Here is a 26,508-nt window from a genome sequence, read left to right as displayed (position 1 = left end):
ACCTTCCCTGGCACGACATCGACAGGCCCGCCGTCTGATACGAGACGGCGGGCCTGATCTTTGCCAGACTGATCCATGGAGACGACGACCCGCGGAGGATCATGTCCCAGGTGCTCACCTGAGCATCCCGCAGGACAGAGGCAGCGGCGTTGGAGAAGGAATCCCAAGCTGACATGACCGCATTGGTACGACTCCGGCTCGACATCAGCTACGACGGGTCGGGTTTCGCGGGCTGGGCCCGCCAGCCCGGGCAGCGCACCGTCCAGGGCGTGATCGAGGACGCGCTGGCCCGGCTGCTGCGCCTCGACCCGCCGCCGGTCCTCACCGTGGCCGGCCGGACGGACGCGGGCGTGCACGCGCGCGGCCAGGTGGCCCACCTGGTCATCCCCGTCGCCGCGTACTCCGCGATCAACGGCACCATGCCGCGCCGCCTGGCCGGGCTGCTGCCGGCGGACGTGCGGGTCCGGCGGGTGTCGGTGGCCCCCGACGGGTTCGACGCGCGCTTCTCCGCCCTGTCACGCCGGTACGTCTACCGCGTCTGCGACGACCCTGTGGGCGTCGATCCACTGCGCCGCCACGACGTGCTCTGGCACCCGCGGCCCCTCAACCTGGACCGCATGAACGGGGCCACGGCGCTGTTGCTGGGCGAACACGACTTCGCCGCGTACTGCCGCAAGCGTGAGGGCGCGACCACCATCCGGCGGCTGCTGAAGTACGAGTGGGAACGCGAGAGCAGGCACATCGCGGCGGCGACCGTCCAGGCCGACGCGTTCTGCCACTCGATGGTCCGCGCGATGGTGGGGGCGCTGCTGATGGTGGGCGACGGGCGGCGCGAGGTCGAGTGGCCGTCGGAGGTGCTGGCCGCGCGCGTCCGCGACTCGGCGGTGAACGTGGCGCCCGCGCACGGCCTCTCGCTAGAGGAGATCAGCTACCCCGACGACGAGGGGCTGGCCCAGCGAGCCCAGGAGACCCGCCGGGTGCGAACACTCAACGCGACCGCCGACCCCTCCAGCTGCGCCTCCTGACACGACCGTCGCTTCGTCCAGCTGCGCGTCCTGAGGCGACTGCCGCTCCGTCCGGCCGCGCGTTCTGACGCGATCGCCCCTTCTGGCCGCGCCCTGACGCGACCGCCGCCTCTTCCGGCTGCGCGTCTCATGCGACCGCCGCTGCGTCCAGCTGTGCGTTCTGAGGCGACCGTCGTCCCTTCCGGTTGCGCGTTGTGACGTAAACGTCGGGCGCGATCAAGATGTTGCCAGCGCTCAGCGGTGGGGGCGGGTCAGGTGGCGCGGGCGTTGATCGGGCGGACGCTGTAGTCGATGAACTGCCGCGCGGCCGTCTTGAGCGTCTGGTCGGCGGGTCCGGGGCGCTTGCCGTCGGAGTACTGCGCGTACGCGTAGATGATGTAGCGCCCTCGCACCGTGCTCAGCGCGTAGCCGCCCGCCTGGTCGATGCTCTGCGAGCGGCGCCCGGCCATACCGCGGAACCATTCGTACCGGCTCGGCGAGCCCGCCTTGCTGACCTTGAGGGCGGCGTCCTTGTTGGGCATCGCCGCGATGCCGGTGGTGACGGCGAGGGCCTTGCCGCGTTCAAGGTAGGTGACGCGTACGACGCTGCGGCAGCCCTTCTCCGTCAGCGCTTGGGCCATCGCCCCGCGCGCCGCGAGGGCGCACTGGTGGTTCACCGAGGACTTGTCGCGGACGTACGAACGGCCGCCCAGGTCGACGGCGCCCAAGGGATAGGCCTCGGCCAGGGCCAGCGGCTGGCGGTCGGTCTTCTCGCTGGAGATGTCCACAGGCGGTGGACCGGGTGGCGCCGTCGGGCTCGGCGCGGCGGCGGGCCTGCTGGGGGGCGGAGTCGCCTTACCGGCCTTGCCCTCGCCGTCATCGCCGGACATGCCGCTGATGAGGGCGAACGCGGCGGCGATGGCCAGCAGCACCCCGGCGCCCACGCTCGCGATCAACAGCGGCTTCCGGTTGGGCGCGCCTGCGGAGGGCGGCTGTCCGTAACCCTCGGTGACGAAGGGAATGGGGCCGGAACTGGAGCCCGGATCGGGTTCACTGCGATCTTCGACGGGGGGCGGCGGGACGCTGAGCGGAGAGGTCTGCTCGAACGGGGCGTGCTCGCGTTCAGGCGGCCCTTCTGGGTGGGCGTCGATCGACAGCCCGCCCTCGGAATGGTAGATCGGCGTGATGATCGTCGGGCTGGGCGGGTCCTCGTCGCCCTCGTCCTCGGCCGCTTCCGGGGCGGCCGGTACGACCGAGCTGTCGGTGGGCGGGGTGATGCCGGCCGGCAGGATCGCGTCCGGGATCAGGACCGGCGCCGCCATGAATTGCGGCTCAGCTGCTCGGCCGTGCTCCATGCCGCGTTCTTCGACCGGAGCGGCGCCAGGCTGGTCAGCGGCGGCTCGTTCGGCCGTGTCCGTCGCCTCGCCCCGATGGGGTCGCTCGTCGGCCCACCCGCTTTGGTCAGCCGCTTCGGCCGTTTTGCCTTGGTCGGTCGGCTCCTCGGGAGCCTCGCTCTGGGTGGTGGGTTTGCCGGCCGCTCCGTTTGGGGCGATAGGGCCTTCGGTCGTTTTGGCTGGGGCGGGTGGCTCTTCGGCTGGCTCGGGGGCGTCCGGACGTATGACGGGGATGCCGTCGGGGTCGGTGTCGGCGAACGACTGGCGCGGACGCTGGACGATGGGCTCCGCGGGGACCGCGCGGCGGGTGTCGACGCTCGGGACGCCCAGACCTGCCACCAGCGTGTCGAGCGACGGAGGTGGGGCGGCGGGAGGTTCGGTTTCGGCGACGTTCGGGTCTTCGGTGTCCTCCGGGCTCTCCGTCCGGGTGACGTTGACCGATGAGTCGGACTCTTCGGACTCCGCAGCCGCCCACCAGGGCTTTTCCAGACCGAAGGGGGAGAAGCCGATCGTGCCCGCTGGACTCTCCCCCTCGGGAGCGGTCTCGGCCTCCGCCGGGGCGACCTGCCCGAAACTGGGCGGCGCGGAGGCGGTGGGGACGGCGGGCGCCCCCGCCTCCTCAGCGGGCTCCCGGGGTTCTTCAGGTCCAGACATAGGCGAACAGGGTATTCCTGCTGGTCAGTTTCGGAAGGGTTTGCCTTCGGTTTCCCGATATGTCAGGGCGAACTTCAGGTTGCTCCCCCTGATGAGCTCCTGGCCGAACGACGAGACGAGCTTGTGATACTTGGTGGCGATCTTCTTGCCGTCCGGCCGCTGCACCCAGGTCATCACCAGGTAGTGGCCGCGGATCTCGGCGGTGCCGAGGGCCTCGCCCTTGCCGATCTTCTTGGTGACGCCGGTGCCGGCCAGCGGCTGCAGGTAGGCGTCCTTGGCGGCGGCGGCCCGTTCGGCGAGCTTGGCGGCGGCCTCGGTCTTGAGGTTCAGGACGCCGACGGTGCCGATGAGCTTGCCGTCGCCGCGGGCGAAGGTGGCCCGCAGTGCCTGCGAGCAGCCGCCCTTCTTGATCACTTTGCTGAGCGAGGCGCCGTTCACGATGCCCGTGCAGCCGCGCTGCGCCTTCCAGCCGGTGCGCACGTACTTGGCGCCGCCGGCGGCGAAGGAACGCTTGCCGAACGCCTCGTTCAGCGTCAGCGGCTTGGGGTCGGTGGTGCGGCTCTTGAGCTTGACCGGCGTCAACGGGGCCTGCGAGGGCTGCTGCTGCTTGGGCGCCGTGGTCTGCTTGGGCGCGGCGCTCTTGCCCGTCGCCGCCGGCTTGGTCGGCTTGTCGTCCTTGAGCATCGCCGAGACGCCGAAGCCGCCGCCCACCAGGACCAGCCCGGCCACCACCGCGCCGCCGATGATCAGCGGGAGGTTGTATCTGCGTTCGGGTGCGACGGGTCCGCTGCCGCCCCCGGGAGGGACGCCGAGATCGGCGCCGGGGGGCGGGCCGCCGAAGCCGCCCTCGGATCCGCCGAAGCGGTCGTCGCCGAAGCCGTCGTTGCCGAAACGGTCGTCCGCGATACGGTCGTCAGAGACGCCGAAGCCGCCGCCGGCGGGGCCGCCGAAGCCGCGGTCGAGGCCCTCGTTCGAGAACTGCGCCGTGCTCGTGCCGCCGCCCGCGCCGGAGGCCGTGAACCAGTCGTTCTGGCCCGGGCCCTCGGCCGGTGCTCCCGGCTCGACGGGCTCTTCTCCCCAGGGGGCGTACGCGCCGCCCGGTCCCTCGAAGCCCTCGCCGCGCGGTGAGAAGGGGGATTCGTCCTTGTCCTGGCCGTACGGTGCCGTGTCGGGTCGTTCAGGTCCGGAGCCGTACGGCGCTTGCGACGACTGTGCGCGAGGCCAGCCGTCGGGTTTGCCTTGATCGCCCGGATAACCCATGGCTTGGACCTTACCGTTCCTCTTCCAGAGCTCTGGACCTTCGGAACACCCACCATGACATGGGGGCGAACCGGGCGTCGGCGGTTTGCGGAAGGTCACGGCCCGTACGGCCGGGAGGGGCTACTGCCAGCCGAAATCCTGCGTCCACCAGGGCCCGCCGGAGCCGGCGACCATGCCGACGCCGATCGCGCGGAGCTTGCAGTTGAGGATGTTGGCGCGGTGGCCGGGGCTCTTCATCCAGCCCTCCACCACGGCGGCGGCGGTGCCGTAGCCCTTGGCGATGTTCTCGGCGCCGGGGCTGGTGTAACCGGCGTCCTCCATGCGCTTCCAGGGGCTGTCGCCGTTGCGTGAGGTGTGGTCGAAGTAGTCGTGGGCGGCCATGTCGGCCGAGTGCCGCTCGGCGGCGGTGGCCAGGCGCCGGTCGGTGCGGAGCGCGCCGCAACCGGCCTTGGCCCGCTCCTTGTTGGTGAGGGACACCACCGTGGCCTCGGGCCCGCCGCCGGACGAGGGCGGAGGGTTGCCGCCCTGCGGGGGACGGGACGTCCCTGGGCTCGGCGAGGAAGACGGGCTCTTCGGGGCTTGCTTGGTGCCTCGCAGGGGCTTGAGAGGCGGCGTGCTGCCGTTCACGCCAGGGGTGGGCGCGCCGCCGCCGCCGTCGGTCCTGGGCGTGCCCGCGCCGTTGCCCGTGTCCTTCTCAGTGGGTGCGCCGCCGCTCGTTCCCGTGCCCGCGGCCGACGCTCCCGGCCGCGCCGCGTCCGCGGCGGGGCCGGAGGCGGACGCCGACTCCGAACGCAGTTCGGGCAGGACGAGACGGTCGAGCGCGACACCGACTCCGATGGCGCCGACGGCGCCCGCGACCGTCAAGGTGACGGTGAACACGGTCTTGAAGCCCGATCGCTTGGGAGGACGGCCCGTATCGCCGTCCGCGCCCGATCGGCCTGGGCCGCCCGTACGGCGAACGGCATCGCGGTCCGGGGAGCGGCCTCCGGGGGCGCGGCGGCGGCCGGCCGGACGGCCTGGACCGGCGACGAGATGATCGGTGGGTTCGGCGGCGAAGTGCCCCGAACGGCCTGGACGGCCGTCGGCGGGGCCTGACGGGCCTGAGGAACTGCGGGGGGAAGGCAGCGGGGCTCCCGGGAGGCTGGCCGGCGACTTCACCGGCGGCGGATCCGGTCGGCCGCACCTTATCCCTATAAGGCACTGCAATTCCGAAGATCGCCGCTAACGGACGTCCGCTATCGCGCCCGCCGGCGGGCCCCTCCGGTTCGGCCGGGGGACCGGCCCCGCCGCTTCGGTCCCGGGCATCGCGTCGCATGAGGCATACTGGAGAGTGGCTGGGAGACTGTCACAACGAGCCGTTTTGACCCGTGCCCGCGCGGCTGGGTATCCTGCCAGTTCGTTGTATCTGCCGGTGTGCCCTGCGTGCCAAGCGCCTCTGCGCTGAGCACCAGGCGGGCCCCGGCCTCCCGGAGCGCCAGGTCGGACCATTCTCTGATCGGCGCGAGCAGGATTCCGCTGAGAAGTCGACAAGAAACGAAGGCTGACGACCGTGCGCACGTACACCCCTAAGCCCGCTGACGTCCAGCGTCAGTGGTACGTCATCGATGCGACCGATGTCGTGCTGGGTCGGCTCGCCAGTCAGGTCGCGCAGCTGCTTCGGGGTAAGCACAAGCCGATCTACGCGCCCCACCTCGACACCGGTGACTACGTCATCATCGTCAACGCCGACAAGGTGGCGCTGTCCGGCAACAAGCTCGAGCAGAAGCGCGCCTACCGCCACTCCGGTTACCCGGGCGGTCTGCGTTCGGTGTCCTACGCCGACCTGATGGCCAAGAACCCGCAGAAGGCGGTGGAGAAGGCGATCAAGGGCATGCTGCCCAAGACCACCCTCGGCCGTCAGATGTTCGGCAAGGTCAAGGTCTACGCTGGCCCCGAGCACCCGCACCAGGCCCAGAAGCCGGTCCCGTTCGAGATCACCCAGATCAAGCAGTAGTCGTCACACCGCAGATCCGGCATCGCGCCGGAGAGCGGGTCGGTCGCTTCACCATCGCGCGGCCGCCGGGGCACCCGAGGACCGACCGGGCCAGCCGCCCTGGCCAGAACACCCAGAGGAGAACCGTGACCGAGTCCACCGGCACCGAGACGCCCGCCGAGGGCGTCGAGTACGACTCGTACGAGGACAACGCCCCGTCCGAGTACACCACCGAGAGCCCCGAGGCCTCTGGCGACTCGTTCCTGGCTCAGCCGGTCGCGACCGGCCCGGCCGCCGGCACCGGCCGCCGCAAGCAGGCCATCGCCCGCGTCCGGATCGTCCCGGGCACCGGCAAGTGGACCATCAACGGCCGCACGCTTGAGCAGTACTTCCCCAACAAGGTCCAGCAGCAGACCGTGAACGAGCCGTTCGTGCTGCTGGGTCTGGAGAACCAGTTCGACGTCATCGTCCGCGTCGGCGGCGGTGGCACCACCGGCCAGGCCGGTGCGCTGCGCCTCGGCATCTCCCGGGCGCTGCAGTTCGCCAACATCGAGCACCGCCCGGCGCTGAAGAAGGCCGGTTTCCTCACCCGTGACGCGCGCGTCCCGGAGCGGAAGAAGGCGGGTCTCAAGAAGGCCCGCAAGGCGCCGCAGTACAGCAAGCGCTGATCGCAGCCGTACAGCCGATACGAGCCGTCGCACCCGTCGATCCATGGCAGATCGAACCGGGCGCGGCGGCTCGTTCGTGTTCTCCGGGGACCCTTCCCCGGGCTTTCCCCATTAGATTTGACCGCACGGAAGCCGGGCGATCCTCGCCTCGCCCGCGCGGTCTCGTGCCTTTCTGGGAGTTGAACTGTGGGTCGTCTCTTCGGAACCGACGGAGTACGCGGGCTCGCCAACCGTGATCTCACCGCCCGCCTCGCGATGGACCTGTCCGTCGCGGCGGCGCGCGTGCTGGGGGAGCAGGGGGCGTTCAAGGGCCACCGGCCGGTGGCGGTGGTGGGCCGTGACCCGCGTGCCTCCGGCGAGTTCCTGGAGGCGGCCGTGGTGGCCGGGCTGGCGAGCGCGGGCGTGGACGTGCTGACGCTGGGCGTGCTGCCGACGCCCGCCGTGGCCTACCTCACCAACGCGCTGGACGCCGACCTCGGGGTGATGCTCTCCGCCTCGCACAACCCCGCGCCGGACAACGGGATCAAGTTCTTCGACCGCAGCGGTTTCAAGCTGGCCGACGACATCGAGGATCGTGTCGAGAGCGCCCTCGGCCAGGACTGGGACCCGCCGACGGGCGCCGGTGTCGGCCGGGTGCGCGACGCGCACGGCGCCGTCGAGCAGTACGTCGCGCACCTGCTGTCGTCGTTGCCGGTGTCGCTGGACGGGCTGCGCGTGGTGGTCGACTGCGCGAACGGAGCCTCCTCCGACGTCGCCCCCGAGGCGCTGCGGCGCGCGGGCGCCGAGGTGATCACGATCGGGGTGGCGCCGGACGGGCTCAACATCAACTCCGGCTGCGGCTCCACCCATCTGGAGGCGCTGCGGGAGGCCGTCCGCGCGCACGGCGCCGACGCGGGCATCGCCAACGACGGTGACGCCGACCGCTGCCTGGCGGTCACCGCCGCCGGCGAGGTGGTCGACGGCGACCAGATCATGGCCATCCTGGCGATGGAGCTGCGCGAGTCCGGCCGGCTGGCCGGCGACACCGTCGTCGCCACCGTGATGTCCAACCTCGGCTTCAAGATCGCCATGCGCGACGCGGGCCTCGACGTGGTCGAGACCGCCGTGGGCGACCGCTACGTCCTGGAGGCGATGAAGGACCGCGGCTTCAACTTCGGCGGCGAGCAGTCCGGCCACGTGATCATGCTGGACCACGCCACCACCGGGGACGGTGTGCTGACCGGCCTGCATCTGCTGGCCACGATGGCCCGGCGCGGCCGCGCGCTGGACGAGCTCGCCAAGGTCATGACCCGGCTGCCGCAGGTACTGATCAACGTGACGGGCGTCGACAAGGCACGCGCGAAGACCTCACCGGAACTGGCCGCGGCGGTGGAGGCCGCCGAGGCCGAGCTCGGCGACACCGGCCGCGTCCTGATCCGGCCGAGCGGCACCGAGCCCATGGTCCGCGTCATGGTCGAGGCCGCCGCCGAGGATCAGGCCCGCTCCGTCGCCGAACGCCTCGCCGAAACCGTCCGCACGAATCTGGCTGGCTGACCTTCGGCCGGCTTCACGACCCGGTCGCGCGCTTGCGTGCGGGCCGGGGTCTCCGCGGGTTTAGTCGTCGAGGATGTCCAGGCGGCCTACCTTGAGGTGCTTGATCTCGACCGTGCCGGCTTCGAGGTGGTCGACGACGGCCTTCTTCACGACCAGTTTGCCGATGGCTACGGCTCCGATCGCGATCGCGCCGAGGGCCATCGAGCCCAGGGCGAGGGAGCCGAAGGCGTTGCCGACGCGAAGGGTGAAACCGGTGGCCGAGGCACCTGTGGCCTCGACACCGGTCGCCCGGGCGCCCACGCCGCGTTCGGTGCGTACCCGCTGGAGTCCGGCCGTCTGGTCCGCTGCGGCCTGGCCGTCGGCCGCGGCTCTGTCGTTCGTGCTCATGCCCCGCAGCCTATTCGCCTGGATCAGCAGCGTTCCAGAAAGCCTTCGAGCGCCTGGCGGTCCGAGCGGGAGACGGGCAGCTCGTATTCCTTGGCGACCTCGACGTACTTGACGCCGTAGGTGCATTGGAAGGCTTTCTGCGGCTTCCACTCGCCGGGACCCGAGTCGCTCTTCTGGCGGTTGGGCACGCCCCAGACCGCGAGCAGGTTGTCGTGGTCATTGGCGAACTGCTCGCGCCGGTCCTCGGGCCAGCGCGAGGCGCCCATCCGCCAGGCCAGCGCGAGCGGGTAGACGTGGTCGATCTGGACCTCGGCGGCGTCCGACTTGGAGAAGGTGATCCGTTTGCCGCTGTACGGGTCGTTCAGCGTGCCGGACAGCACGACGCAGCGGCCGCGCTTCTTCACCTCGCGCAGATCGCGGCCGAGCACGTCGTTGCGCTGATCGCAGCCGTTGTGGTCGGTGTCCTTCCAGCGCACGCCGAAGCGGTCGCGCGCGTAGCCGCTCCCGCTCGCCTCGGCGGCGACGCGCAGGCCGTCGAGGTCCTTGCGGGCCTGCGAGACGCTGCGTTCCGCGGGCTTGGAGGCCGTCGTGCTCGGACCGGAGTCGGTGAGCCCGACGCCGCCCGAGCAGCCCGTGAGGAGGAACGCCGAGAGAACACCGATACCCGCGCCTGTACGCCACCGTCGCGTCATGCCGTCACCGCCCGTCGCCTCGGTGGCATATGCCCGCTTTGCCGAAAACAAACGTTGCCGAGGATACGGGGCCCGCGCCGGTTCGGCGCGGTCCATGCGGCACGATGTCAGACGTGCTGCACCTGAGAGCGATCGTCCCAGCGGATCGGACCGACGAGGTCTGCGCCGCGCTGGCCGAGAATCCGGGGGCGACGAACGTCGTGGTCATCCCCGGCGCCGCGCGGGCGCCGGAAGGGGACCTGGTCACCAGCGACATCGCCCGCGAGGCCGCCAACGAGATCATCAAGGCCCTGCAGGATCTCGGCATCGAGCGCGAGGGCGCGATCACGATCGAGCAGATCGATCTGGCGCTCGCCGAGTCGGCGGAACGGGCCAAGAAGCTGGCGCCGGGGCACGGCGACGACGCGGTGGTGTGGGAGCAGCTCCAGAACGACGTCCGCGAGAACTCCGAGCTGACGTGGTCGTTCATCGTCTTCCTGGCGCTCGCCACGCAGCTGGCCGGCATCGCCGCGCTGATCGACTCGCCGGTGCTGGTGATCGGGGCGATGGTGCTCGGCCCGGAGTTCGCCGCGGTGGCCGCGATCTGTTACGGCCTGGTCTTCCGGGGTCCGCGGATGGTCTGGACGGCGTCCAGGAACCTCGTGATCGGCTTCGCCGTCGCCATCCTGGTCACGTATGTCTGCGCCGAGGTCAGCCTCAGGATCGACGTCATCCATCAGGGCATGTTGGACCGGCCGCGGCCGCAGACCGCCTTCATCTACAGCCCGGACCGCTGGTCGTTCATCGTGGCCCTGCTGGCCGGGGCCGCCGGGGTGCTGTCGCTCACCGCGGCCAAGTCGTCCGCCCTGGTCGGGGTCTTCATCTCCGTGACCACCGTCCCGGCGGCGGGCAACCTCGCCGTGGCCATGGCACTGCGGCACTGGGACGAGATCCGCGGCTCGCTGCTGCAACTCGGGGTCAACCTCCTCGGCATGGTCATCGCGGGGGTGCTGACGCTGCTCGTCCAGCGCGCGGTGTGGCGGCTGGTCCTCCGCAGGAGGGGGAGGGTAGCCGCAGGTCCTACAACCTTTGGGTGAGGTGCCGCCGCGTTCGAACCACTAGGTTCGTGAACATGCCGATCATCGCCACCCAAGGGCTGACGATGAGGTTCCCCAGGGTGACCGCTCTGGACGACCTCACGGTGGCCGTGGAGCCCGGTGTCGTGGGCCTGGTCGGCGCCAACGGCGCCGGCAAGTCGACCCTCATCCGGATCCTCCTCGGCCTGCAGCCGCCGAGCGCGGGCACCGCCTCGGTCCTCGGGCTCGACATCGCCCGCGAGGGCGTGCAGATCCGCGAGCAGGTCGGGTTCATGCCGGAGTTCGACTGCCTGCCGCCGGACGTCTCGGCGACCGAGTTCGTCGTCCACATGGCCCGCATGTGCGGACTCCCGCCCACCGCCGCGCGCGAACGAGCCGCCGACACGCTGCGGCACGTGGGGCTGTACGAGGAGCGCTACCGGCCCATCGGGGGTTACTCGACGGGCATGAAGCAGCGGGTCAAGCTGGCCCAGGCGCTCGTGCACGACCCCAAGCTGGTCTTCCTGGACGAGCCGACCAACGGCCTCGATCCGGCGGGCCGCGACGAGATGCTGGAGCTGATCCGCCGGATCGGCGCCGAGTTCGGCATCAGCGTCCTGGTCACCTCGCACCTGCTGGGCGAGCTGGAGCGGATCTGCGACCACGTCGTGATCATCGACGGCGGGAAGCTGCTGCGCTCGCAGGCGGTCGAGGCGTACACCGCCGAGAGCGGCATGCTCACCGTCGAGGTGGACGAGGGCCGCGACCTGCTCGGGCAGCGGCTGTACGACCAGGGCGTGGGCGTCCGGCCCGAGGGACGCTTCCTGGTCATCGACATCGCCGGCGAGACCACCTACGACCTGATCCGCGACGGCGTCGCGGAGCTGGGGCTCCGCCTCGTCCGGCTGGAGCAGCGGCGCCACCACATCGAAGAGGTCTTCGCCACGCCCCAGCCCGTCCAGTTGCCATCGCACCCGGGGCAGCCCCAGCCCGCCGCCGCGCCGGCCGCGTACGGCCCGCAGGGGGCGCCGGGAACGCCGGGAGCTGAGGGTGCGCCGACGGCAGGGAACGCGCCGACGGCGGAGGGCGCGCCGGCCAAGGGATCTCAGGGGGCGCCGCGATGACGACGAGCACCATCCACGACATCGGCTACAGGCATTACGAGGGTCGCCGCCTGGGCCGCGCTTACGTGCTGCGCTCGCAGTACGTGCACAACCTCCGCGCGGCGTTCGGCCTCGGCAGGCCCGCCCGTGCCAAGGTGATGCCGTTCCTGCTGGGGGCGGTCATGCTGCTGCCCGCCGCGGCCAGCGTCGCGATCCTGGGCTTCGCCAAAGAGCCGGATGTCCTCATCCGCTACTCCTCGTACGCCCTCATCATGCAGGTGGTCGTGGCCATCTTCCTGGCCACGCAGGCGCCGGTGATCGCCTCCCGCGAGCTGCGCTTCCACTCCGTCCCGCTCTACTTCTCCCGGCCGGTCGGCCATCTCGACTTCGTGCTCGCCAAGTTCGGCGCGTTCGTGACCGCGATCTTCATCATGCTGGCGGTCCCGGTCACGCTGCTGTACGTGGGCGCGCTGGTCACCCGGCCCGACAAGATGGATCCGGTGATCCAGCCGGCGGACGGCGGCAACGGGGAGATGGGCGGCGAATCGGCCGTCAAGCCCGACAGCCTGGTCGACCACACCCTGCACTACTTCGGCGGGCTCGCCGGATGCCTGCTCTTCGCGCTGGTGCTGGCCGCGATCGGGCTGGTCATCGCGGCGTTCACGACGCGCCGCGGGCTCGGGGTGGCGGCGGTCATCGCGGTCTACATGATCAGCAGCACGATCGTGGTCATCATCCAGGGCATTGCCGAGAACCAGGCCGGCAACTTCACCGTCTCGGGGTGGGCGGGCCTGTTCTCCCCGTTCAACCTGGTCGACATCGTCCAAGTGCGATTGCTCGGCGCGGAGCTGACCGCGCCCGCCGCGCCGTCCGGGGTGATGGGCGGGCTGGTCGCGCTGGCGGTCTGCCTGGCCCTGGTGGCCGGCTCGATCGCGGTCCTGTACCGCCGGTTCCGGAAGGCGGGTCTCTCGTGAGCGTCCTGCGGTTGGAGAACGTGTCCCGCTGGTACGGGAACGTGGTCGCCGTCAACGGGGTCTCGATGGACATCGGCCCCGGCGTCACCGGCCTGCTCGGCCCCAACGGCGCCGGCAAGTCGACCCTCATCCACATGATGGGCGGCTTTCTGCCACCGTCCTCGGGAACGGTCGCGCTCGACGGCGCGCCGCTCTGGCAGAACCCGGAGATCTACCGGCACATCGGCCTGGTGCCCGAGCGCGAGACGGCGTACGACTTCCTGACCGGCAAGCAGTTCATCCTCGCGATGGCCAAGCTGCACAAGATGGCCGACCCCGAGGCGGCCGCCCGGCGCGCGATCTCCCAGGTCGAGATGGAGTACGCGCAGGACCGCTCGATCGGCAACTACTCCAAGGGCATGAAGCAGCGCATCAAGATGGCCTCCGCGCTGGTGCACGACCCGCCCGTCCTGCTCCTCGACGAACCGTTCAACGGCATGGACCCGCGGCAGCGCATCCAGCTGATGGACCTCATCCGCGCGATGGCCGCCGAGGGCCGCACGATCCTGTTCAGCTCGCACATCCTCGAAGAGGTCGAGCGGCTGGCCAGCCACATCGAGGTGGTCGTGGCGGGCCGGCACGCGGCCTCCGGCGACTTCCGGGCCATCCGGCGCCTGATGACCGACCGCCCGCACATCTTCCTCGTCCGCTCCACCGACGACCGCAAGCTCGCCGCCGCGATCATCGCGGACGGCTCGGCGAGCAGCGTCCAGCTGACCGAGAAGGGCCTGCAGATCGAGGCGACGGACTTCCAGCGCTTCACCTGGTTCCTCCCGCAGGTGGCCCGCGACGCCAAGGTCCGGCTCTGGGAGGTCTCGCCCGCCGACGAGTCCCTCGAAAGCGTCTTCTCCTACCTGGTGGCCCGATGAACTCCACAATCGCGATGATCACGTTCCGGGCCATGCTGGGCCGCAAGCGGGCGCTGCTGTTGTTCGTCCTGCCGTTCATCATGCTGCTGCTGGCGATCGCGCTGAAGGTGACCGACTACGCCGATCTGGACGTCTCGGCGAACGTGCTGCACCGGTTCGGCCTGTCCACGCTGCTGCCGCTGCTCGCGCTGATCGCGGGTACCGGCGTGATCGGCCCCGAGATCGACGACGGCCAGATCATGTACGTGCTCACCAAGCCGATCCCGCGCCAGGTGATCGTCTTCACCAAGCTCGCGGTGGCGATCGTCCTCATCGTCGCGTTCGCCGTGGTGCCCACCCTGCTGGCCGGCTTGATCATGAGCGGTACCACCGCCCAGCTCACCCCGGCTTTGACCGTCGGGGTCCTGCTCGGCGCCATCGCCTATGCCGCCGTCTTCGTCGCCCTGGGCGTGATCAGCCGCAACGCCGTCACGATCGGCCTGATCTACGTCCTGATCTGGGAGATCCTGCTGGGCAACTTCGCCCCCGGTGCCAAGTCGGCGTCCATCCAGGCGTGGTCCCTCTCGGTCGCCGACAAGCTGACCGAGGCCTCGCAGATCAAGTCCACGGTCGATCTCCCGGTCGCCCTGATCCTCCTGGCCCTGGTCACCGCCGCCGGCACCGCCCTGGCCACCGTCCGCCTCCGCTCCCTCTCCGTCGCCAGCGCCGAATGACGGCGGTCAGCTGGGGCTGATGACGCTGTGGTCGCCGTCCGGTTCGTACACGACGATCTGGACGACGGGGAGGCGGGCGAGCCGGGGGTACTTGCCGCGGACGGGCGGGCCCTCGACGAAGAGAAGGGTGCCCTTGCCGTGCCGCCGGGCGTCACGGTTGCCCAGTTCGCCGACCATCTTGAGGTCCGCGACGCCCGAGGCCCCGGTCGCGAGAAGGTGCCAGCGCTTCTGCGAACGCCACCACACGGCCCCCGCGATGGTGTCGGTCGCGGCGGAGTAGTCGCTGTTGGTGGTGCCCCGGTCGGCGATGAGACGGCCGTCGTCGGAGAGCAGCGCGGTCATGCCGGGGGCGCCGAACGGGACGGAGGCGTCGATCGAGATCAGGGTCGCGTGGCCGCCCCCGTCGGGCAGGGAACCCGACCACAGGCGACCGAGGCGCAGATCACCGGTTTCGGCCAGGGCGATCCCCGCGCCGCAGGAGAGGGCGCTGATCCAGTTCCACTGGTTGCGGTCGCCGGTGAATCCGGTGTCATCGCGGTGCGGATCCGGGTCGCGGAACCAGACCACGGGGGTGGCGAACTCGGGGTTGTGGCTGGCGAACTGCGTAATCGAGCCGGTGCCCTTGTGGCGCGAGCGGAAGACGACGTAATTCTGGCAGTCGGGGTCGAACCATCGCCAGGGAAGCGGATCGCTCACGCCGTCCCGGACGTTGATCGGTTGCCAGACGGGCAGGGGCGTCTTCGGGGACGCCACGGCGAGGTCGCTGAGCCAGGGCGGCACGAGATAGCGCCAGGTCGTCCCGAGCATGATCAGCTGGCCGGAGTCGTTGCCGAGCCGGCGGATCGACTCGACGCCTTTGGAGAGCGGGCGTTCGAAGTACTGGGCCACCATCGGGGCGTCCCGCGTGCCCGGCGTGTCGTGCATCACGACGACGGTCGCCTCGTCGACCCTTCCCGCGTACATGACCGAGACCCGGCCGAGCGGCGGATCGCGGCGATCGTCGCGCCAGGCCGAGGCGGCGCGGCGCAGGAGGGAACGGTCGTCACCCAGCTTTCCCTGGGTGGGCCAGTCGTCCAGGCTGGGCACGTCGTGCCGGTTCCAGCGGTCGTCGCCGACCACGAGCGGGTCGCCGGGGCGGCCGGCGTTCTGCCAGCGCTCGTACGTGGCGGAGCCGGCGGCGATGAGCACGACGGCGGTGAGGACGAGCGCGATCCGGGCCGTCATGGGGAAGGACGGCGGCGGGCGGAGGCGGACGAGGGAGGGGTCGAAGGCCTGGAGCTCGGCCTGCTGGGAGGCCGGGTCGAGGTCCGTGCGGTCGTCGATGTCGGCGAGGGTACGGTCGATGTCCCAGGCGTTCACGAGGAGCTGTTCGCCCAGCTCGGCGGCCACCTCGGGGGAGGTCAGGCCTTCGAGCCTGACGAGCAGGTAGACCAGCCGTTCATGGGCCGACGAACGTTGCAGAACCTCGCGTAGCGGGGTGGGCGTGGTGGACGCGGGCTCGACGAACAGGCGGCGGAGCCGGAGCCGCCGGTGATGGGGCGGCTGGGTCAGGAGTTCGAGGGCCAGCCGGTGGCGGAGCTGCGGATAGGAGGCCCCCGGCCCGGCCCGCGCGGACTGCCGGACGGCGCGGCGGGCGGTCGAGAGCACGGTCTCGGACGGGACGGCGCCGTCGTCCAGCGCCAGATAGGCCAGCCGTACGAGATCGGCATAGCGGCGCCGCATCGTCACCAGGATCGCCGTCCGCACCCGGCCACCTCCCGCGTACGCGAACCTCAGTCCGATTGTGAACGCGGCGGATAACGGGCGGATAGCGGCCAAGCGCCAGCTTGGTCCCCGGGGTGCCCGTCAGGCCCAGTGGCGAGGCGCTCAGATGCGGCGCAGGCGCAGGCGTTCCACGGAGTGGTCGCGGCCCTTGTGGAGGACGAGCGTCGCGCGGGCCCGGGTCGGCAGGATGTTGGAGACGAGGTTGATCTCGTTGATGTCGCGCCAGACGCGCTGGGCGAACGCCGCCGCCTCGTCCTCGTCCAGTTGCGCGTACTTGTGGAAGTAGGAGCGCGGGTCGGTGAACGCGGTGCGGCGCAGGGCGAACAGGCGCTCCACGTACCACTGCCGGATGTCCTCGACCCGCGCGTCCACGTAGATGGAGAAGTCGAAGAAGTCGGAGACGCCGAGCGATCCGGCGGGCGGGGCCTGGAGCACGTTGAGGCCCTCGACGATGAGGATGTCGGGGCGGCGCACGGTCTGCCGGGCGCCGGGCACGATGTCGTACTCCAGATGGGAGTAGATCGGGATCGCGACCTCCTCCGCGCCCGCCTTGATCGACGAGACGAAGCGGACCAGGGCGCGCCGGTCGTACGACTCGGGAAAGCCCTTCCGGTCCATGATCCCTCGTTCGGTCAGCACGGCGTTGGGGTGCAGGAAGCTGTCGGTGGTGACGAGTTCCACGCTCGGGTGCTCGGGCCAGCGCGCCAGCAACGTCCGCAGGAGCCGCGAGGTGGTCGACTTGCCCACCGCGACGCTGCCCGCCACGCCGATGATGAACGGGGTCGGCTGGACCGGCTCGCCGAGGAAGCCGCTGACGGTGTCGCGCAGGCCGCCGTCGGACAGGAAGAAGAGGTTGAGGAGCCGCGAGAGCGGCAGGTAGACCTCCTCGACCTCGGTGATGTCGATCGGGTCCTTCAGGCCGCGCAGGGCGTCCAGCTCGCCGGGCGTGAGGGGCAGCGGCGTGTTCTCACGCAGCCCTCGCCAGGCCTCCCGCGAGAGTTCCACATAGGGGCTCGGCACGCTGTCCCATCCGCTCGTCATGACTGAACAGTAACCACCCGGTCATCCGAGATCAGGCGGATGTCGGCTTTGCGCCGACCGTCCACGCTATAGGGACCGCCGCGCAGCCCGTGCGGGGGCCTTGCCGCAGGTGGCCAGCGCGCACGTGTGGGCCGGACACCGAATAGGCTTGCCGCCATGTGCGGAATCGTGGGGTACGTGGGCTCGAAGCAGGCCGTCGAGGTCGTGATGGAAGGGCTGGCGCGGCTGGAGTACCGCGGCTATGACTCGGCCGGGGTCGCCCTGGTGGCCGACGGGGAGCTGTCGACGGCCAAGCGCGCGGGCAAGCTCGTCAACCTGCGCAACCTGCTGGAGGAGGAGCCGCCACCGGCGGGCACCCTCGGCATGGGCCACACCCGGTGGGCCACCCACGGGCCGCCCAACGACCGCAACGCGCACCCGCACACCGACTGCTCCGGGTCGGTCGCGGTGATCCACAACGGCATCATCGAGAACTTCGCCAAGCTCCGCGCGGAGCTGGAAGAGCGCGGCCACGGGCTGGCGTCCGACACCGACACCGAGACCGTCGCGCACCTCCTGGAGGAGGAGCTGAAGGACGGCATCAAGCTGGCCGAGGCGCTGCGCCGGGTGTGCCGCCGCCTGGAGGGCGCCTTCACGCTGGTCGCGGTGCACGCCGCTGACCCCGACGTGGTGGTGGGCGCGCGCCGCAACTCGCCGCTGGTCGTCGGGCTCGGCGACGGCGAGAACTTCCTCGCCAGCGACGTCGCCGCGTTCATCGCGCACACCCGCAACGCCATGGAGCTCGGCCAAGACCAGGTCGTCGAGCTGCGCCGGGAGGGCGTGACGGTCACCGACTTCGACGGCAAGCCCGCCGAGGTGAACGAGTACCACGTCGACTGGGACGTGTCCGCCGCCGAGAAGGGCGGCTACGACTACTTCATGCTCAAGGAGATCGCCGAGCAGCCCCGCGCGGTCGCCGACACGCTGCTCGGCCGGATCGGCACCGACGGCCGGCTCACCCTCGACGAGATGCGCATCACCGACCAGGAGCTGCGCGAGGTCGACAAGATCATCATCGTGGCCTGCGGTACCTCCTACCACGCCGGGCTGATCGCCAAGTACGCCATCGAGCACTGGGCCGGGCTGCCCTGCGAGGTCGAGCTGGCCAGCGAGTTCCGTTACCGCGACCCGATCCTGAGCCGCACCACGCTGGTCATCGCGATCTCGCAGTCCGGCGAGACGATGGACGCGCTCATGGCCGTCCGGCACGCCCGCGAGCAGCACGCCAAGCTGCTGGGCATCTGCAACGTCAACGGCTCGACGTTGCCGCGCGAGTGCGACGGCGTCCTCTACACGCACGCCGGGCCGGAGATCGCGGTCGCCTCCACCAAGGCGTTCCTGACCCAGCTCGTCGCCGTCTACCTGATCGCGCTCTACATCGCGCAGGTGCGCGGCACCAAGTGGGGCGACGAGGTCTTCGCCATGATCCAGCTCCTGGAGCGGATGCCGGAGAAGGTCGACAAGGTGCTGGAGACCATGGAGCCGGTGCGCGAGCTGGCCCGGTCGCTGGCCGGCGAGAGCAGCGTGCTGTTCCTGGGCCGCCATGTGGGCTTCCCGGTCGCGCTGGAGGGCGCGCTCAAGCTCAAGGAGCTGGCCTACATGCACGCCGAGGGGTTCGCGGCCGGTGAGCTCAAGCACGGCCCGATCGCGCTGATTGAGGAGGGCCTGCCGGTGATCGTGGTGGTGCCGCCGCGCGCCCGCGACGTGCTGCACGACAAGATCGTCTCCAATATCCAGGAGATCCGCGCGCGTGGCGCCCGCACCATCGTGATCGCCGAGGAGGGGGACGACTCGGTGGAGCCGTACGCCGACACGCTGATCAGCGTGCCCGCCGTCCCGACCCTGCTCCAGCCCCTGGTGACCACCGTCCCGCTCCAGGTCTTCGCCTGCGAGCTCGCCACCGCCAAGGGCCACGACGTCGACCAGCCTCGCAACCTGGCCAAATCGGTCACAGTCGAATAACGGCCGGATCCGCCCGGAACCGCCCGCCTTCGTCCCCGCGTCCGAGGGGGACAGGCAGCGCGGGAGGTGGCCGGGTGGCCGAGCCGAACGCCGTGCCACGGCAAGAGCTGAACGCCGTGGCATGGACGGAGCCGAGCAGTGCGCACGGGGCGGCGCCCGGTGGGGAATACGGGGCGTGGCCCGCTGCGGAGCACGGGATCGAGGCGCGCGGCGTGTTCCGCGCGTTCGGGATGGTGCCCGCTTTGCAAGGGCTCGACCTGACCGTTCCGTACGGGCAGGTGACCGCGCTCGTGGGGGCGAACGGGGCGGGCAAGACCACGCTGCTGCTGATCTTGGCGACGTTGCTGGCCCCCGACGCTGGCCGGATCAGCGTGGCGGGCTACGACCTGAGCACCCATCCCGAGCAGGCGCGGTCGGCGCTCGGCTGGATGCCGGACACGTTCGGGGTGTACGACCAGCTCACGGTCGACGAATACCTGGCCTTCTTCGCTGATGCCTACCGGCTGCCCAAGGACGAGAAGCCGCGCCGCGTCCGGGCCCTGCTGTCGCTCGTCCACCTGGAAGATCAGCTCGGCCGGCCCGTCCACGGGTTGTCGCGGGGGCAGAAGCAGCGGCTCGGCGTGGCCCGCGCGCTGGTGCACCGGCCCCGGGTGTTGTTGCTGGACGAGCCCGCCTCGGGGCTCGATCCTCGTTCGCGCATCGAGTTGCGCGACCTGCTGCGCTCGCTGGCCGCCGAGGGCGTGGCAGTCCTGGTGTCGAGCCACATCCTGAGCGAGCTGGAAGAGATCGCCGACCGGGTGGTGCTCGTCGACCACGGCCGGCGCGTCGGAGAACACCGGATGGCCGATCTCGTCGCGTCCGGGCCCAACGGGATGGGACGCGCGCGCTGGCGCGTCAGGGCGCTTGACGGGGACGGGCTCGCGGGGCGGCTGGCCGCCCGGCCGGGGCTCGGCGAGGTCGACGACCTGCCGGGCGGCGCGGAGGTCGGCCCCCTCACCGAGCGCGAGGCGGCCGATCTGCTCGCCGCGCTGATCGCGGAGGGCGTGCGCGTCGTCGCGTTCGGGCCGGTCGGGAGCGCGCTGGAGTCCGCCTACCTCGCCATGACGGAGAACCGGAGGTAGCACGATGACGGCGCACGGAAGCAGCACGATCACGGTGCACGGGATCGGCCTCGTGGCACGGCAGGAGATCCGCACGCGGCTGCGCACCGGACGCTGGAAGGCGCTCCTGACGGTGTGGGGCGTCGTCGTGAACGGGCTCGCGGTGCTCTTCCGGCTGGCGCTGGAGAGCTCCGAGGGCTTCGACTGGGGCGACGAAGAGGCCGTCATCATGTTCGGTGGCGTGCTGCTCGCCGTCCTGGTCCTCACGCTGCTGGTCACGCCCGCGCTGAGCGCCCAGACGATCAACGGCGACCGGGAACGCGGCACGCTCGCCACGCTCCAGGTCACGCGGTTGACGGCGGGCGAGATCGCGCTGGGCAAGCTGGCGGCGGCATGGGGGACCGGGCTGGTGGTGCTGGGCCTCACGCTGCCGTCGCTGCTCCTGCCCGTCCTCGAAGGCGCGATCGGCGTGGGGCGCTTCGTGGTCGTGGTGCTCGTGGCGGGCCTGCTCGTCGGCATCGTGTGCGCGATCTCGCAGGGCTGGTCGGCGCTGCTGGCGCGGAGCATCACCTCGGTCCTGATGTCGTACATGACGGTCTTCGGCCTGCTGGTGATCACGCCGATCGTGTTCACGCTGGCGGTGCCGCTGACGTCGGCGCCGGAGGACACCGGGTACGGCAGGTACTCCAAGGAGCACACCGAGTACGTGTGGTGGCTGCTCGCGCCCAACCCGGTCGTGATCCTCGCCGACGCGACGCCGCGCCTGGCCGAGGAGAAACGCCACAACCTCGACTACCAGCGGGACGACTCGGACCCGCTCGGCGACATCGGCCGGTCGGTGCGGGACGTCCGGGCCGGGAGCGGCGGGGACGAGGACTCCGTGGGGCCGGTCTGGCCCTATGGGCTGGGCTTCAATCTGATGCTGGCGGGCGGAGCCGTGTGGGTGAGCGTCCGGCGGCTGCGGGCCCCGGCACGTACCCTTCCAGAGGGCATCCGGGTCGCCTGACGGGGCATGCGGGTCGCCCTCATCGGGACCACGCCGGTCGCCTGACCGGAGCACGCGGGTCGCCCTGGCCGGGGCCACGCGGGTCGCCTGTTCTGGGTGTTCGGATCACCTGACCAGGGCGCCTGGACCGGTTGATCAGCGCGTCCTCGCACCGCCGAGGCCGTCACGATCGGAGGACGTGGTCTGTCTGATGTGCTGAATTGTCGGTAAATTCTCCGGGAACGTTGGCTGACGAAAGGGGGTCCGGGATGGAACGGCGTCATTTCCTGGCCGGTGGAGCGACCGTGGCCGCCGGAGCCGCGCTGACCGCGGGACCGTTCCAAGGCGTCCTCGCCCACGCCGCCAAGACGAGCGGCGGCAGCGGCGCACGGGGCGGCGGGATCAGCGGTGGCGGCGCGCGGAGCTATGGCCCGCTCCATCCGGTACGTGATCTGCGCGACGGCGAGGTGCGGCTGCATCTGCCGCAGGGGTTCCGTTACCGCTCGTTCAACCCGGCGGGCTCCGCTCTGACCGACGGCACCGTGACTCCCGGCAAGCACGACGGCATGGCGGCCTTCCGGGGCAGCCGCGGCTCGGTGATCCTCGTCCGCAACCACGAGATCAACGGGCCGGTCGGCGCGTTCGGCGACCCGGCCAAGGCGTACGACCCGGCCGCCGGCGGCGGCACCTGCACGCTCCGCGTCACCCCGTACGGCGAAGTGCTCGCCTCCCAGGTCAGCCTCGGCGGCACCCAGATGAACTGCTCAGGCGGCCCGATGCCGTGGGGCAGCTGGGTCACCTGCGAGGAGACCGTCAACGGGCCCGACGTGGGCAACGACTTCTCCGGCGGAGACAACAGCAAGCTCAAGCAGAAGCACGGCTACATCTTCGAGGTCCCGACCGGCGGCCGCTCCGCCGCGCGACCGATCCGCAAAGCGGGTCGCTTCGCCCACGAGTCGGCCGCCTGCGACCCGCGCACGGGCGCCATCTACCTGACCGAGGACAACTTCAACTTCCCCTCGGGCTTCTACCGCTACCTGCCGCCGAAGAACCCGCTGCGCACCGGGCGCCTCCTCGACGGCGGACGCCTCCAGATGCTCGCCGTGAAGGGCCGCCCCGGCACCGATCTGTCGGTGGGCCAGCCCAAGGACGCGGTGTACGCGACGACGTGGGTCGACATCGACGACCCCGACCCCGCGTTCACCGGCAAGCCGAGCAACGACGAGGCGATCCAGGCGGTCGGCAGGCAGGGCCGCGCCGCCGGAGCCGCGCTCTTCTCCCGCCTGGAGGGCGCGATCTACGACCGCGGCGTCGTCTACTTCGTCTCCACCCAGGGCGGCGCACCGGTGACCCAGCCGCCGCCGGACGGCTTCGGCGACGGCCGGGGCCAGATCTGGGCGTACGACACGCACAGCGGCAGGCTCCGCCTCGTCGTGGAGTCGCCCGGCGCCACCTGGCTGGACCTGCCCGACAACATCACCCACAGCCGGCGCGGCACCCTCGTCCTCTGCGAGGACGGCGACGGCGACAACTACCTGCGCGGCCTCACGGTGCGCGGAAACCTCTTCGACTTCGGCCGGCTGGAGCCCATCAAGGAGGACGCGGGCGCCGAATTCGCCGGCTCCACCTTCGCGCCCGACGGCCGGACGCTCTTCGTCAACATCCAGTCGAAGGTGGGCATGAGCTTCGCGATCTGGGGCCCCTGGCACCACGGCCCCTTCTGAGCCAGAACCGCTGCCCGCGCGAGCGCCGCAGCGGATGTCGCCAGGAGAAATACCGGGGCGGCCGCGGGATCCTCTCCGCGGCCGCCTTCGTAGCTGGAGCGGTCAGACGGACGGCGGGATCCCCGGGTCGAGGACGCCGGACTTGACGGTGTTGGTGAAACCGAGCCAACCGGCCTCGGTGAGGATGAGGATCGCCGCTTCGCCGGGACCCGCTTCGGCGCGAACTCCGACCTTCCGGCCGGGCAACCTGCGTACCTCCACACACGTGTTGCTGGCGCCGCAGTGCCGGCTCTTGATCCATGGACTCTGGGATGCCTGCTCAGCTCCCATCCCCACCTCCTGAGGGGGTCGGACTGACGATGACAGGCGTCGTTGCCAAGCAGGTTGTACCCACGGCGTGCTGAGAATATGGGGGAGATCGAGACATGACCGTCATGTCGCCGAGGGGGAGGGGGGCGGCGGGAGGCAAAAGGTCCGGTGCGACAGGCGCCCGTCGGGGTGTAGCCGTCCGGGCGCCCTCACTCAGCGTGTCCAGATATTAGACACCGAGGTCGAACTCGCCGCTCTTGGCTTGCGCAAGGAATGTCCGCCAGTCAGTCGTACCGAAACTCAGTATCGGGCCGTCGACGCCTTCTTTCGTGTCCCGTGCGCCGATCTGTCCATTCGAGAGCAGGCCCACCTCGACACACGTCGCACTTCCGCCACATCGTGTGCTCTTCCGCCATTTAGCGGAGTCTGCGACCAAGGTTGACACCGAGGATCCTCCAGGGTTTTTTTGTCCGTTTTGAGCGAGCAGGCGGGTTGCCTGAAAACCTCCGCTATAACGCGCAGCCGGAGTCGCTCAATTGAGCTCGCCCGGACTTTACCAGGCAGGGCGCATGATCCGCGGCGGGCATGGCCGTTTCGAGTGCCGCCTCATCGACGTCAGGCCCAGTGGTCGATCGAGCTCTGCATAAACACCCGCGATTCGTCGGGCGAGAGGGCCGCCTTGGTCATGTGATGGTGGGCGAGCCGATACATATTGGTCTCGCGTTCGCTCTCCAGATAGTGCAGGGTGAGGCTCTCCGTATGCACCGTGTCGGGAAAGGGCGCGTCGTACAGAGACGGAAATTCGAGCAGCGTGAATGAGCCGCCCAGGATTCTTTGCTGCGCATCGAGCGGCAACACGAATATTTCCACGTGCGGCAGGGTCGACATCCGCAGGAGGTGCGAGACCTGCTCGATCATCACCGCCGGGTCGCCGATGCGGCGCTGGAGGACGGCCTCGTCCAGGACGACCTGAAGCTCCAGCGGCCGTGTCGCGCGCTCGACCACCTGCTGACGGCGCAGCCGGACCTCGATCCGGCGCTCGATCTCCTGCGGTGTCAGCGTGTCGACGATCTGCCAGCCGCTGATGACCTCGCGAGCGTAGGACTCGGTCTGCAGGAGGCCGGGCACGACGAGGTTCTCCCAGCAGAGGGCCTTCCGCGCGTCGGTCTCCAGGGCGATCAGCTGGGCGTAGTCGGGACCGATCGACGGATACGCCTCCCACCACCCCTTCTGGGCGGCGTCCTGGGCCAGGGCGATGAGCTCGTCGTGGTGCGGGCCGTTCACCTGGTAGAGGCTCAGCAGCCTTCGTACGTCCGAGAGCCGCGCGCCGGTGCGCGCGTTCTCGATCCTCGACACCTTCGCCGTGCTCCACGACAACTCTGCCGCGACATCGTCTCCGGTCAGCTGACGATCCTCCCGCAGCCTCCGCAGTTCGGCGGCCAGACGTCGCTGCCGAACGGAAGGACGTGGGGATGCGCTCATGGCTGCGGCCTCTCCCGTCCAACGGGTTGCTATGTGCGCAGTCTGCCCCGTGAGAGGGCAGGCGGCGCAAGAGCCGGACGGCGATGTTTCTACGACGTCGTCCGTACATGACACTGTAACTTGCACAGCAACCTACACATGTTCACAATCAGATAAAGCGGCCGATCACCCGGACGGCCACCCCGCACCGGCGTTCGACCAGGCCACAAGCTTGATCACGCCGCCGCACCGGACGCTGGCGCCGGTGCGACCGACTGAGCCACTGGCGACGGGCAACGGAGCCTCGCCGGGCTTCCCTCGAACGTTGGCCGGCTCACCAGCCGGAGAATGGAGGGTCCGGTGGACAATCTCCCCCTGCACCGGAGCATTCTGGCCGTCGACATGGAGAGGTCGACCAGCCCGCTCCGGACCAACCCGATCAAAGGAGAGCTGCGCGGCCACGTCTACCGCATGCTGGGCCAGGCCATGGCCCATGCCGGCATCGGCCCGCGGCAGTGCGACCCCTTCGAGGACCGCGGCGACGGTGTGCTCGCCCTGATCCAGCCCGACGACGGGGTGCCCAAGACCTACCTGCTGAGCCGCCTCATCCCCGAGCTCGCCCGGCAGCTGGTCGACTACAACCTGAGCCTCCCGCCCGACGAATGGCCCCGCCGAGGCCTCCGCCTCCGCGCCGTCGTGCACGCCGGCGAGATCCACCGAGACCCCTACGGCTACTTCGGCGAAGCCCTCGACGTGGCCTGCCGCCTCCTCGACGCCCGCCCCCTCAAGAAGTGCCTCGAAAACGTCCCGGCACCCCTCGTCCTGGTCGTCTCCGAGGAGATCTACCAGACCATCGTGAAACACGGCTACGACGGCATCTCCCCGGAGACCTACCAGCCCGACGTCCGTGTCAAGGTAGCCGGCCGCCGCCGCCAAGGCTGGATCCACGTCCCCACAGAAGCCCTCCGCCTAGCAGCCGAAGACCCCCACTTCACAACCCTCCCCAACAGAAACCCCTCCGCCGCCTGAAACCGCGGCACGAGAATGGCGGCCGTGCCATCCCTCAGTCGCTACGGCGGCTAGCCCAGGTCTAGCTCCCCGGCTTTGATGCGAGTGAAGAGCGCGCGCATCTCATCCTGCCCGAAAGTGAGGGCGGGGCTTTCGTCGCCAAGGACGCTGTCGCGCGCGCCGGCCACTCCCGTAGTGAAGCCCGCCAGTTCCAGGCAGCCATTGCTGGCCTGGCAGGCCTGACTTCTCTGCCAGCGGGTGAGCCGGCTGGTGGGCGACAATTCAACGCGCTTGGGCTCGGCGGACAATTCGGTGTCCGCGACCGCGTCCTTCATCGATGGGCTCCTCCAGACCGAGGACTATGCCCGCCGGCTCGTCCTTGGCTGGGACGAGGTCATGCCGCGTCCACCTGCTGCCATTGAGCGGTACGTGCAGGTTCGCTTGCGGCGGCAGCGGCTGATCGAGCCGCCGTGTTCCCTGCCGCTGACGGTCGTTCTCGACGAAGCCGTTCTATTGCGGCGCGTGGGGGACGGCGGTGTCATGCGCCAGCAACTGGATCGGCTGGTCGGGCTGGCGGCGTTGCCCAATATCGAGCTCAGGGTTCTGCCGCTGGACGCGGATCACGGCGCTGGTTTGAGCACGTTCATCCTGCTGGAATACGCCCCCGCGTACGGGATGACGTTCCCCGCGATGGTCCATACCGAGAGCCGGACGTCCAGCCAGATCCAGGACGAGACCGTGGCCCACGAATACCGGCGCGAGTTCGAGTGGCTTGTCGAGCGCAGCTTGGACGCGGTT

Annotated in this window: 25 protein-coding genes and 1 pseudogene; 15 read left to right on the top strand and 11 right to left on the bottom strand. The window is 70.4% G+C overall.

The window, feature by feature from the left end:
• The first annotated feature begins 173 nt into the window (after positions 1-173).
• Positions 174-1,025 carry a tRNA pseudouridine(38-40) synthase TruA gene (gene truA, locus ACGFNU_RS26390; RefSeq protein WP_392597673.1) on the top strand — a complete coding sequence of 284 codons (852 nt, stop codon included), beginning with the start codon at positions 174-176 and terminating at the stop codon, positions 1,023-1,025.
• 251 nt (positions 1,026-1,276) lie between these two features.
• Here the strand turns inward: truA and ACGFNU_RS26385 are convergent, their stop codons facing one another.
• The 3 genes from ACGFNU_RS26385 to ACGFNU_RS26375 all read right to left on the bottom strand — a co-directional run bounded on the left by ACGFNU_RS26385 (position 1,277) and on the right by ACGFNU_RS26375 (position 5,191).
• Entirely contained in the window at positions 1,277-3,052 is a 1,776-nt protein-coding gene (locus ACGFNU_RS26385) for a hypothetical protein (RefSeq protein WP_392597672.1), read from the bottom strand.
• Positions 3,053-3,076: 24 nt separating this feature from the next.
• Positions 3,077-4,312, bottom strand: coding sequence for a hypothetical protein (locus ACGFNU_RS26380; protein ID WP_392597670.1), 1,236 nt, complete (start codon positions 4,310-4,312; stop codon positions 3,077-3,079).
• 120 nt (positions 4,313-4,432) lie between these two features.
• Positions 4,433-5,191 (bottom strand): CAP domain-containing protein, encoded by a 759-nt coding sequence (locus tag ACGFNU_RS26375; RefSeq protein ID WP_392597669.1) that lies wholly within the window; start codon positions 5,189-5,191, stop codon positions 4,433-4,435.
• Positions 5,192-5,861: 670 nt separating this feature from the next.
• Between ACGFNU_RS26375 and rplM the strand changes: the two genes are divergently transcribed.
• The 3 genes from rplM (at position 5,862) to glmM (ending at position 8,485) form a co-directional block, all read left to right on the top strand.
• The gene (rplM, locus tag ACGFNU_RS26370; protein WP_392597667.1) at positions 5,862-6,305 is read left to right on the top strand and encodes a 50S ribosomal protein L13; all 444 of its coding nucleotides are present in this window, start codon (positions 5,862-5,864) and stop codon (positions 6,303-6,305) included.
• A gap of 125 nt (positions 6,306-6,430) precedes the next feature.
• Positions 6,431-6,952: a 30S ribosomal protein S9 gene (rpsI, locus tag ACGFNU_RS26365; protein ID WP_392597665.1), complete on the top strand. Its 522-nt coding sequence runs from the start codon at positions 6,431-6,433 to the stop codon at positions 6,950-6,952.
• A 186-nt stretch (positions 6,953-7,138) separates the two neighbouring features.
• On the top strand, positions 7,139-8,485 hold the full coding sequence (gene glmM / locus ACGFNU_RS26360) for a phosphoglucosamine mutase (RefSeq protein ID WP_392597663.1): 1,347 nt from the start codon (positions 7,139-7,141) through the stop codon (positions 8,483-8,485).
• Between the two features lie 60 nt (positions 8,486-8,545).
• Here glmM and ACGFNU_RS26355 read toward each other — a convergent pair whose 3' ends face one another.
• Both ACGFNU_RS26355 and ACGFNU_RS26350 read right to left on the bottom strand, forming a co-directional pair.
• Positions 8,546-8,872: a hypothetical protein gene (locus tag ACGFNU_RS26355; protein WP_392597661.1), complete on the bottom strand. Its 327-nt coding sequence runs from the start codon at positions 8,870-8,872 to the stop codon at positions 8,546-8,548.
• 23 nt (positions 8,873-8,895) lie between these two features.
• Positions 8,896-9,564: a DUF1524 domain-containing protein gene (locus ACGFNU_RS26350; protein WP_392597659.1), complete on the bottom strand. Its 669-nt coding sequence runs from the start codon at positions 9,562-9,564 to the stop codon at positions 8,896-8,898.
• Between the two features lie 113 nt (positions 9,565-9,677).
• On the opposite strand from ACGFNU_RS26350, the gene ACGFNU_RS26345 reads away from it, so the two are divergent.
• From ACGFNU_RS26345 to ACGFNU_RS26325, 5 genes are read left to right on the top strand one after another with little or no spacing between them, the layout of a single operon-like run.
• On the top strand, positions 9,678-10,640 hold the full coding sequence (locus tag ACGFNU_RS26345) for a DUF389 domain-containing protein (protein ID WP_392597657.1): 963 nt from the start codon (positions 9,678-9,680) through the stop codon (positions 10,638-10,640).
• A 35-nt stretch (positions 10,641-10,675) separates the two neighbouring features.
• The gene (locus tag ACGFNU_RS26340) at positions 10,676-11,743 is read left to right on the top strand and encodes an ABC transporter ATP-binding protein (protein ID WP_392597656.1); all 1,068 of its coding nucleotides are present in this window, start codon (positions 10,676-10,678) and stop codon (positions 11,741-11,743) included.
• Entirely contained in the window at positions 11,740-12,696 is a 957-nt protein-coding gene (locus tag ACGFNU_RS26335; protein ID WP_392597655.1) for an ABC transporter permease, read from the top strand. The genes ACGFNU_RS26340 and ACGFNU_RS26335 overlap by 4 nt, the downstream gene beginning before the upstream one ends.
• On the top strand, positions 12,693-13,604 hold the full coding sequence (locus ACGFNU_RS26330) for an ABC transporter ATP-binding protein (protein ID WP_392597653.1): 912 nt from the start codon (positions 12,693-12,695) through the stop codon (positions 13,602-13,604). The genes ACGFNU_RS26335 and ACGFNU_RS26330 overlap by 4 nt, the downstream gene beginning before the upstream one ends.
• Positions 13,601-14,317, top strand: a complete 717-nt coding sequence (locus ACGFNU_RS26325; RefSeq protein ID WP_392597651.1) for an ABC transporter permease — start codon at positions 13,601-13,603, stop codon at positions 14,315-14,317. The genes ACGFNU_RS26330 and ACGFNU_RS26325 overlap by 4 nt, the downstream gene beginning before the upstream one ends.
• A gap of 6 nt (positions 14,318-14,323) precedes the next feature.
• Here the strand turns inward: ACGFNU_RS26325 and ACGFNU_RS26320 are convergent, their stop codons facing one another.
• Both ACGFNU_RS26320 and coaA read right to left on the bottom strand, forming a co-directional pair.
• Positions 14,324-16,063 (bottom strand): hypothetical protein, encoded by a 1,740-nt coding sequence (locus ACGFNU_RS26320; protein ID WP_392597649.1) that lies wholly within the window; start codon positions 16,061-16,063, stop codon positions 14,324-14,326.
• A gap of 120 nt (positions 16,064-16,183) precedes the next feature.
• Complete coding sequence (gene coaA, locus ACGFNU_RS26315) at positions 16,184-17,122, bottom strand: type I pantothenate kinase (RefSeq protein WP_392597648.1); 939 nt, start codon at positions 17,120-17,122, stop codon at positions 16,184-16,186.
• Positions 17,123-17,278: 156 nt separating this feature from the next.
• Between coaA and glmS the strand changes: the two genes are divergently transcribed.
• From glmS to ACGFNU_RS26295, 4 genes are all read left to right on the top strand, one after another.
• On the top strand, positions 17,279-19,123 hold the full coding sequence (gene glmS, locus ACGFNU_RS26310; protein ID WP_392597646.1) for a glutamine--fructose-6-phosphate transaminase (isomerizing): 1,845 nt from the start codon (positions 17,279-17,281) through the stop codon (positions 19,121-19,123).
• Between the two features lie 74 nt (positions 19,124-19,197).
• Positions 19,198-20,244 carry an ABC transporter ATP-binding protein gene (locus ACGFNU_RS26305; RefSeq protein WP_392597644.1) on the top strand — a complete coding sequence of 349 codons (1,047 nt, stop codon included), beginning with the start codon at positions 19,198-19,200 and terminating at the stop codon, positions 20,242-20,244.
• Positions 20,245-20,248: 4 nt separating this feature from the next.
• A complete protein-coding gene (locus ACGFNU_RS26300; RefSeq protein WP_392597642.1) occupies positions 20,249-21,229 on the top strand; it encodes an ABC transporter permease in 981 nt (326 codons plus the stop codon).
• Positions 21,230-21,477: 248 nt separating this feature from the next.
• A complete protein-coding gene (locus ACGFNU_RS26295; protein ID WP_392597640.1) occupies positions 21,478-22,932 on the top strand; it encodes an alkaline phosphatase PhoX in 1,455 nt (484 codons plus the stop codon).
• Between the two features lie 102 nt (positions 22,933-23,034).
• On the opposite strand, the gene ACGFNU_RS26290 is transcribed toward ACGFNU_RS26295, so the two are convergent.
• The 3 genes from ACGFNU_RS26290 to ACGFNU_RS26280 form a co-directional block, all read right to left on the bottom strand.
• Positions 23,035-23,262: a DUF397 domain-containing protein gene (locus ACGFNU_RS26290; protein WP_392597638.1), complete on the bottom strand. Its 228-nt coding sequence runs from the start codon at positions 23,260-23,262 to the stop codon at positions 23,035-23,037.
• A 208-nt stretch (positions 23,263-23,470) separates the two neighbouring features.
• The gene (locus tag ACGFNU_RS26285; RefSeq protein ID WP_392597637.1) at positions 23,471-23,686 is read right to left on the bottom strand and encodes a DUF397 domain-containing protein; all 216 of its coding nucleotides are present in this window, start codon (positions 23,684-23,686) and stop codon (positions 23,471-23,473) included.
• A 170-nt stretch (positions 23,687-23,856) separates the two neighbouring features.
• A complete protein-coding gene (locus tag ACGFNU_RS26280) occupies positions 23,857-24,723 on the bottom strand; it encodes a helix-turn-helix domain-containing protein (protein ID WP_392597635.1) in 867 nt (288 codons plus the stop codon).
• Between the two features lie 339 nt (positions 24,724-25,062).
• Between ACGFNU_RS26280 and ACGFNU_RS26275 the strand changes: the two genes are divergently transcribed.
• Positions 25,063-25,731 carry a hypothetical protein gene (locus ACGFNU_RS26275; protein ID WP_392597633.1) on the top strand — a complete coding sequence of 223 codons (669 nt, stop codon included), beginning with the start codon at positions 25,063-25,065 and terminating at the stop codon, positions 25,729-25,731.
• A 50-nt stretch (positions 25,732-25,781) separates the two neighbouring features.
• Here the strand turns inward: ACGFNU_RS26275 and ACGFNU_RS26270 are convergent, their stop codons facing one another.
• Positions 25,782-26,045 carry a DUF397 domain-containing protein gene (locus tag ACGFNU_RS26270; RefSeq protein WP_392597632.1) on the bottom strand — a complete coding sequence of 88 codons (264 nt, stop codon included), beginning with the start codon at positions 26,043-26,045 and terminating at the stop codon, positions 25,782-25,784.
• On the opposite strand from ACGFNU_RS26270, the pseudogene ACGFNU_RS26265 reads away from it, so the two are divergent.
• Positions 25,969-26,472, top strand: a pseudogene (locus ACGFNU_RS26265) (DUF5753 domain-containing protein); the annotation flags it as partial. The gene ACGFNU_RS26270 and the pseudogene ACGFNU_RS26265 sit on opposite strands and share 77 nt — an antisense overlap.
• Between the last annotated feature and the right edge of the window lie 36 nt (positions 26,473-26,508).

Origin of the sequence: Spirillospora sp. NPDC048911 (genome assembly GCF_043198015.1) — a bacterium.
GTDB lineage: Bacteria > Actinomycetota > Actinomycetes > Streptosporangiales > Streptosporangiaceae > Spirillospora.
Note: the sequence above shows the minus strand (reverse complement) of the source record. Positions and strands in the feature narration are given on the sequence as shown.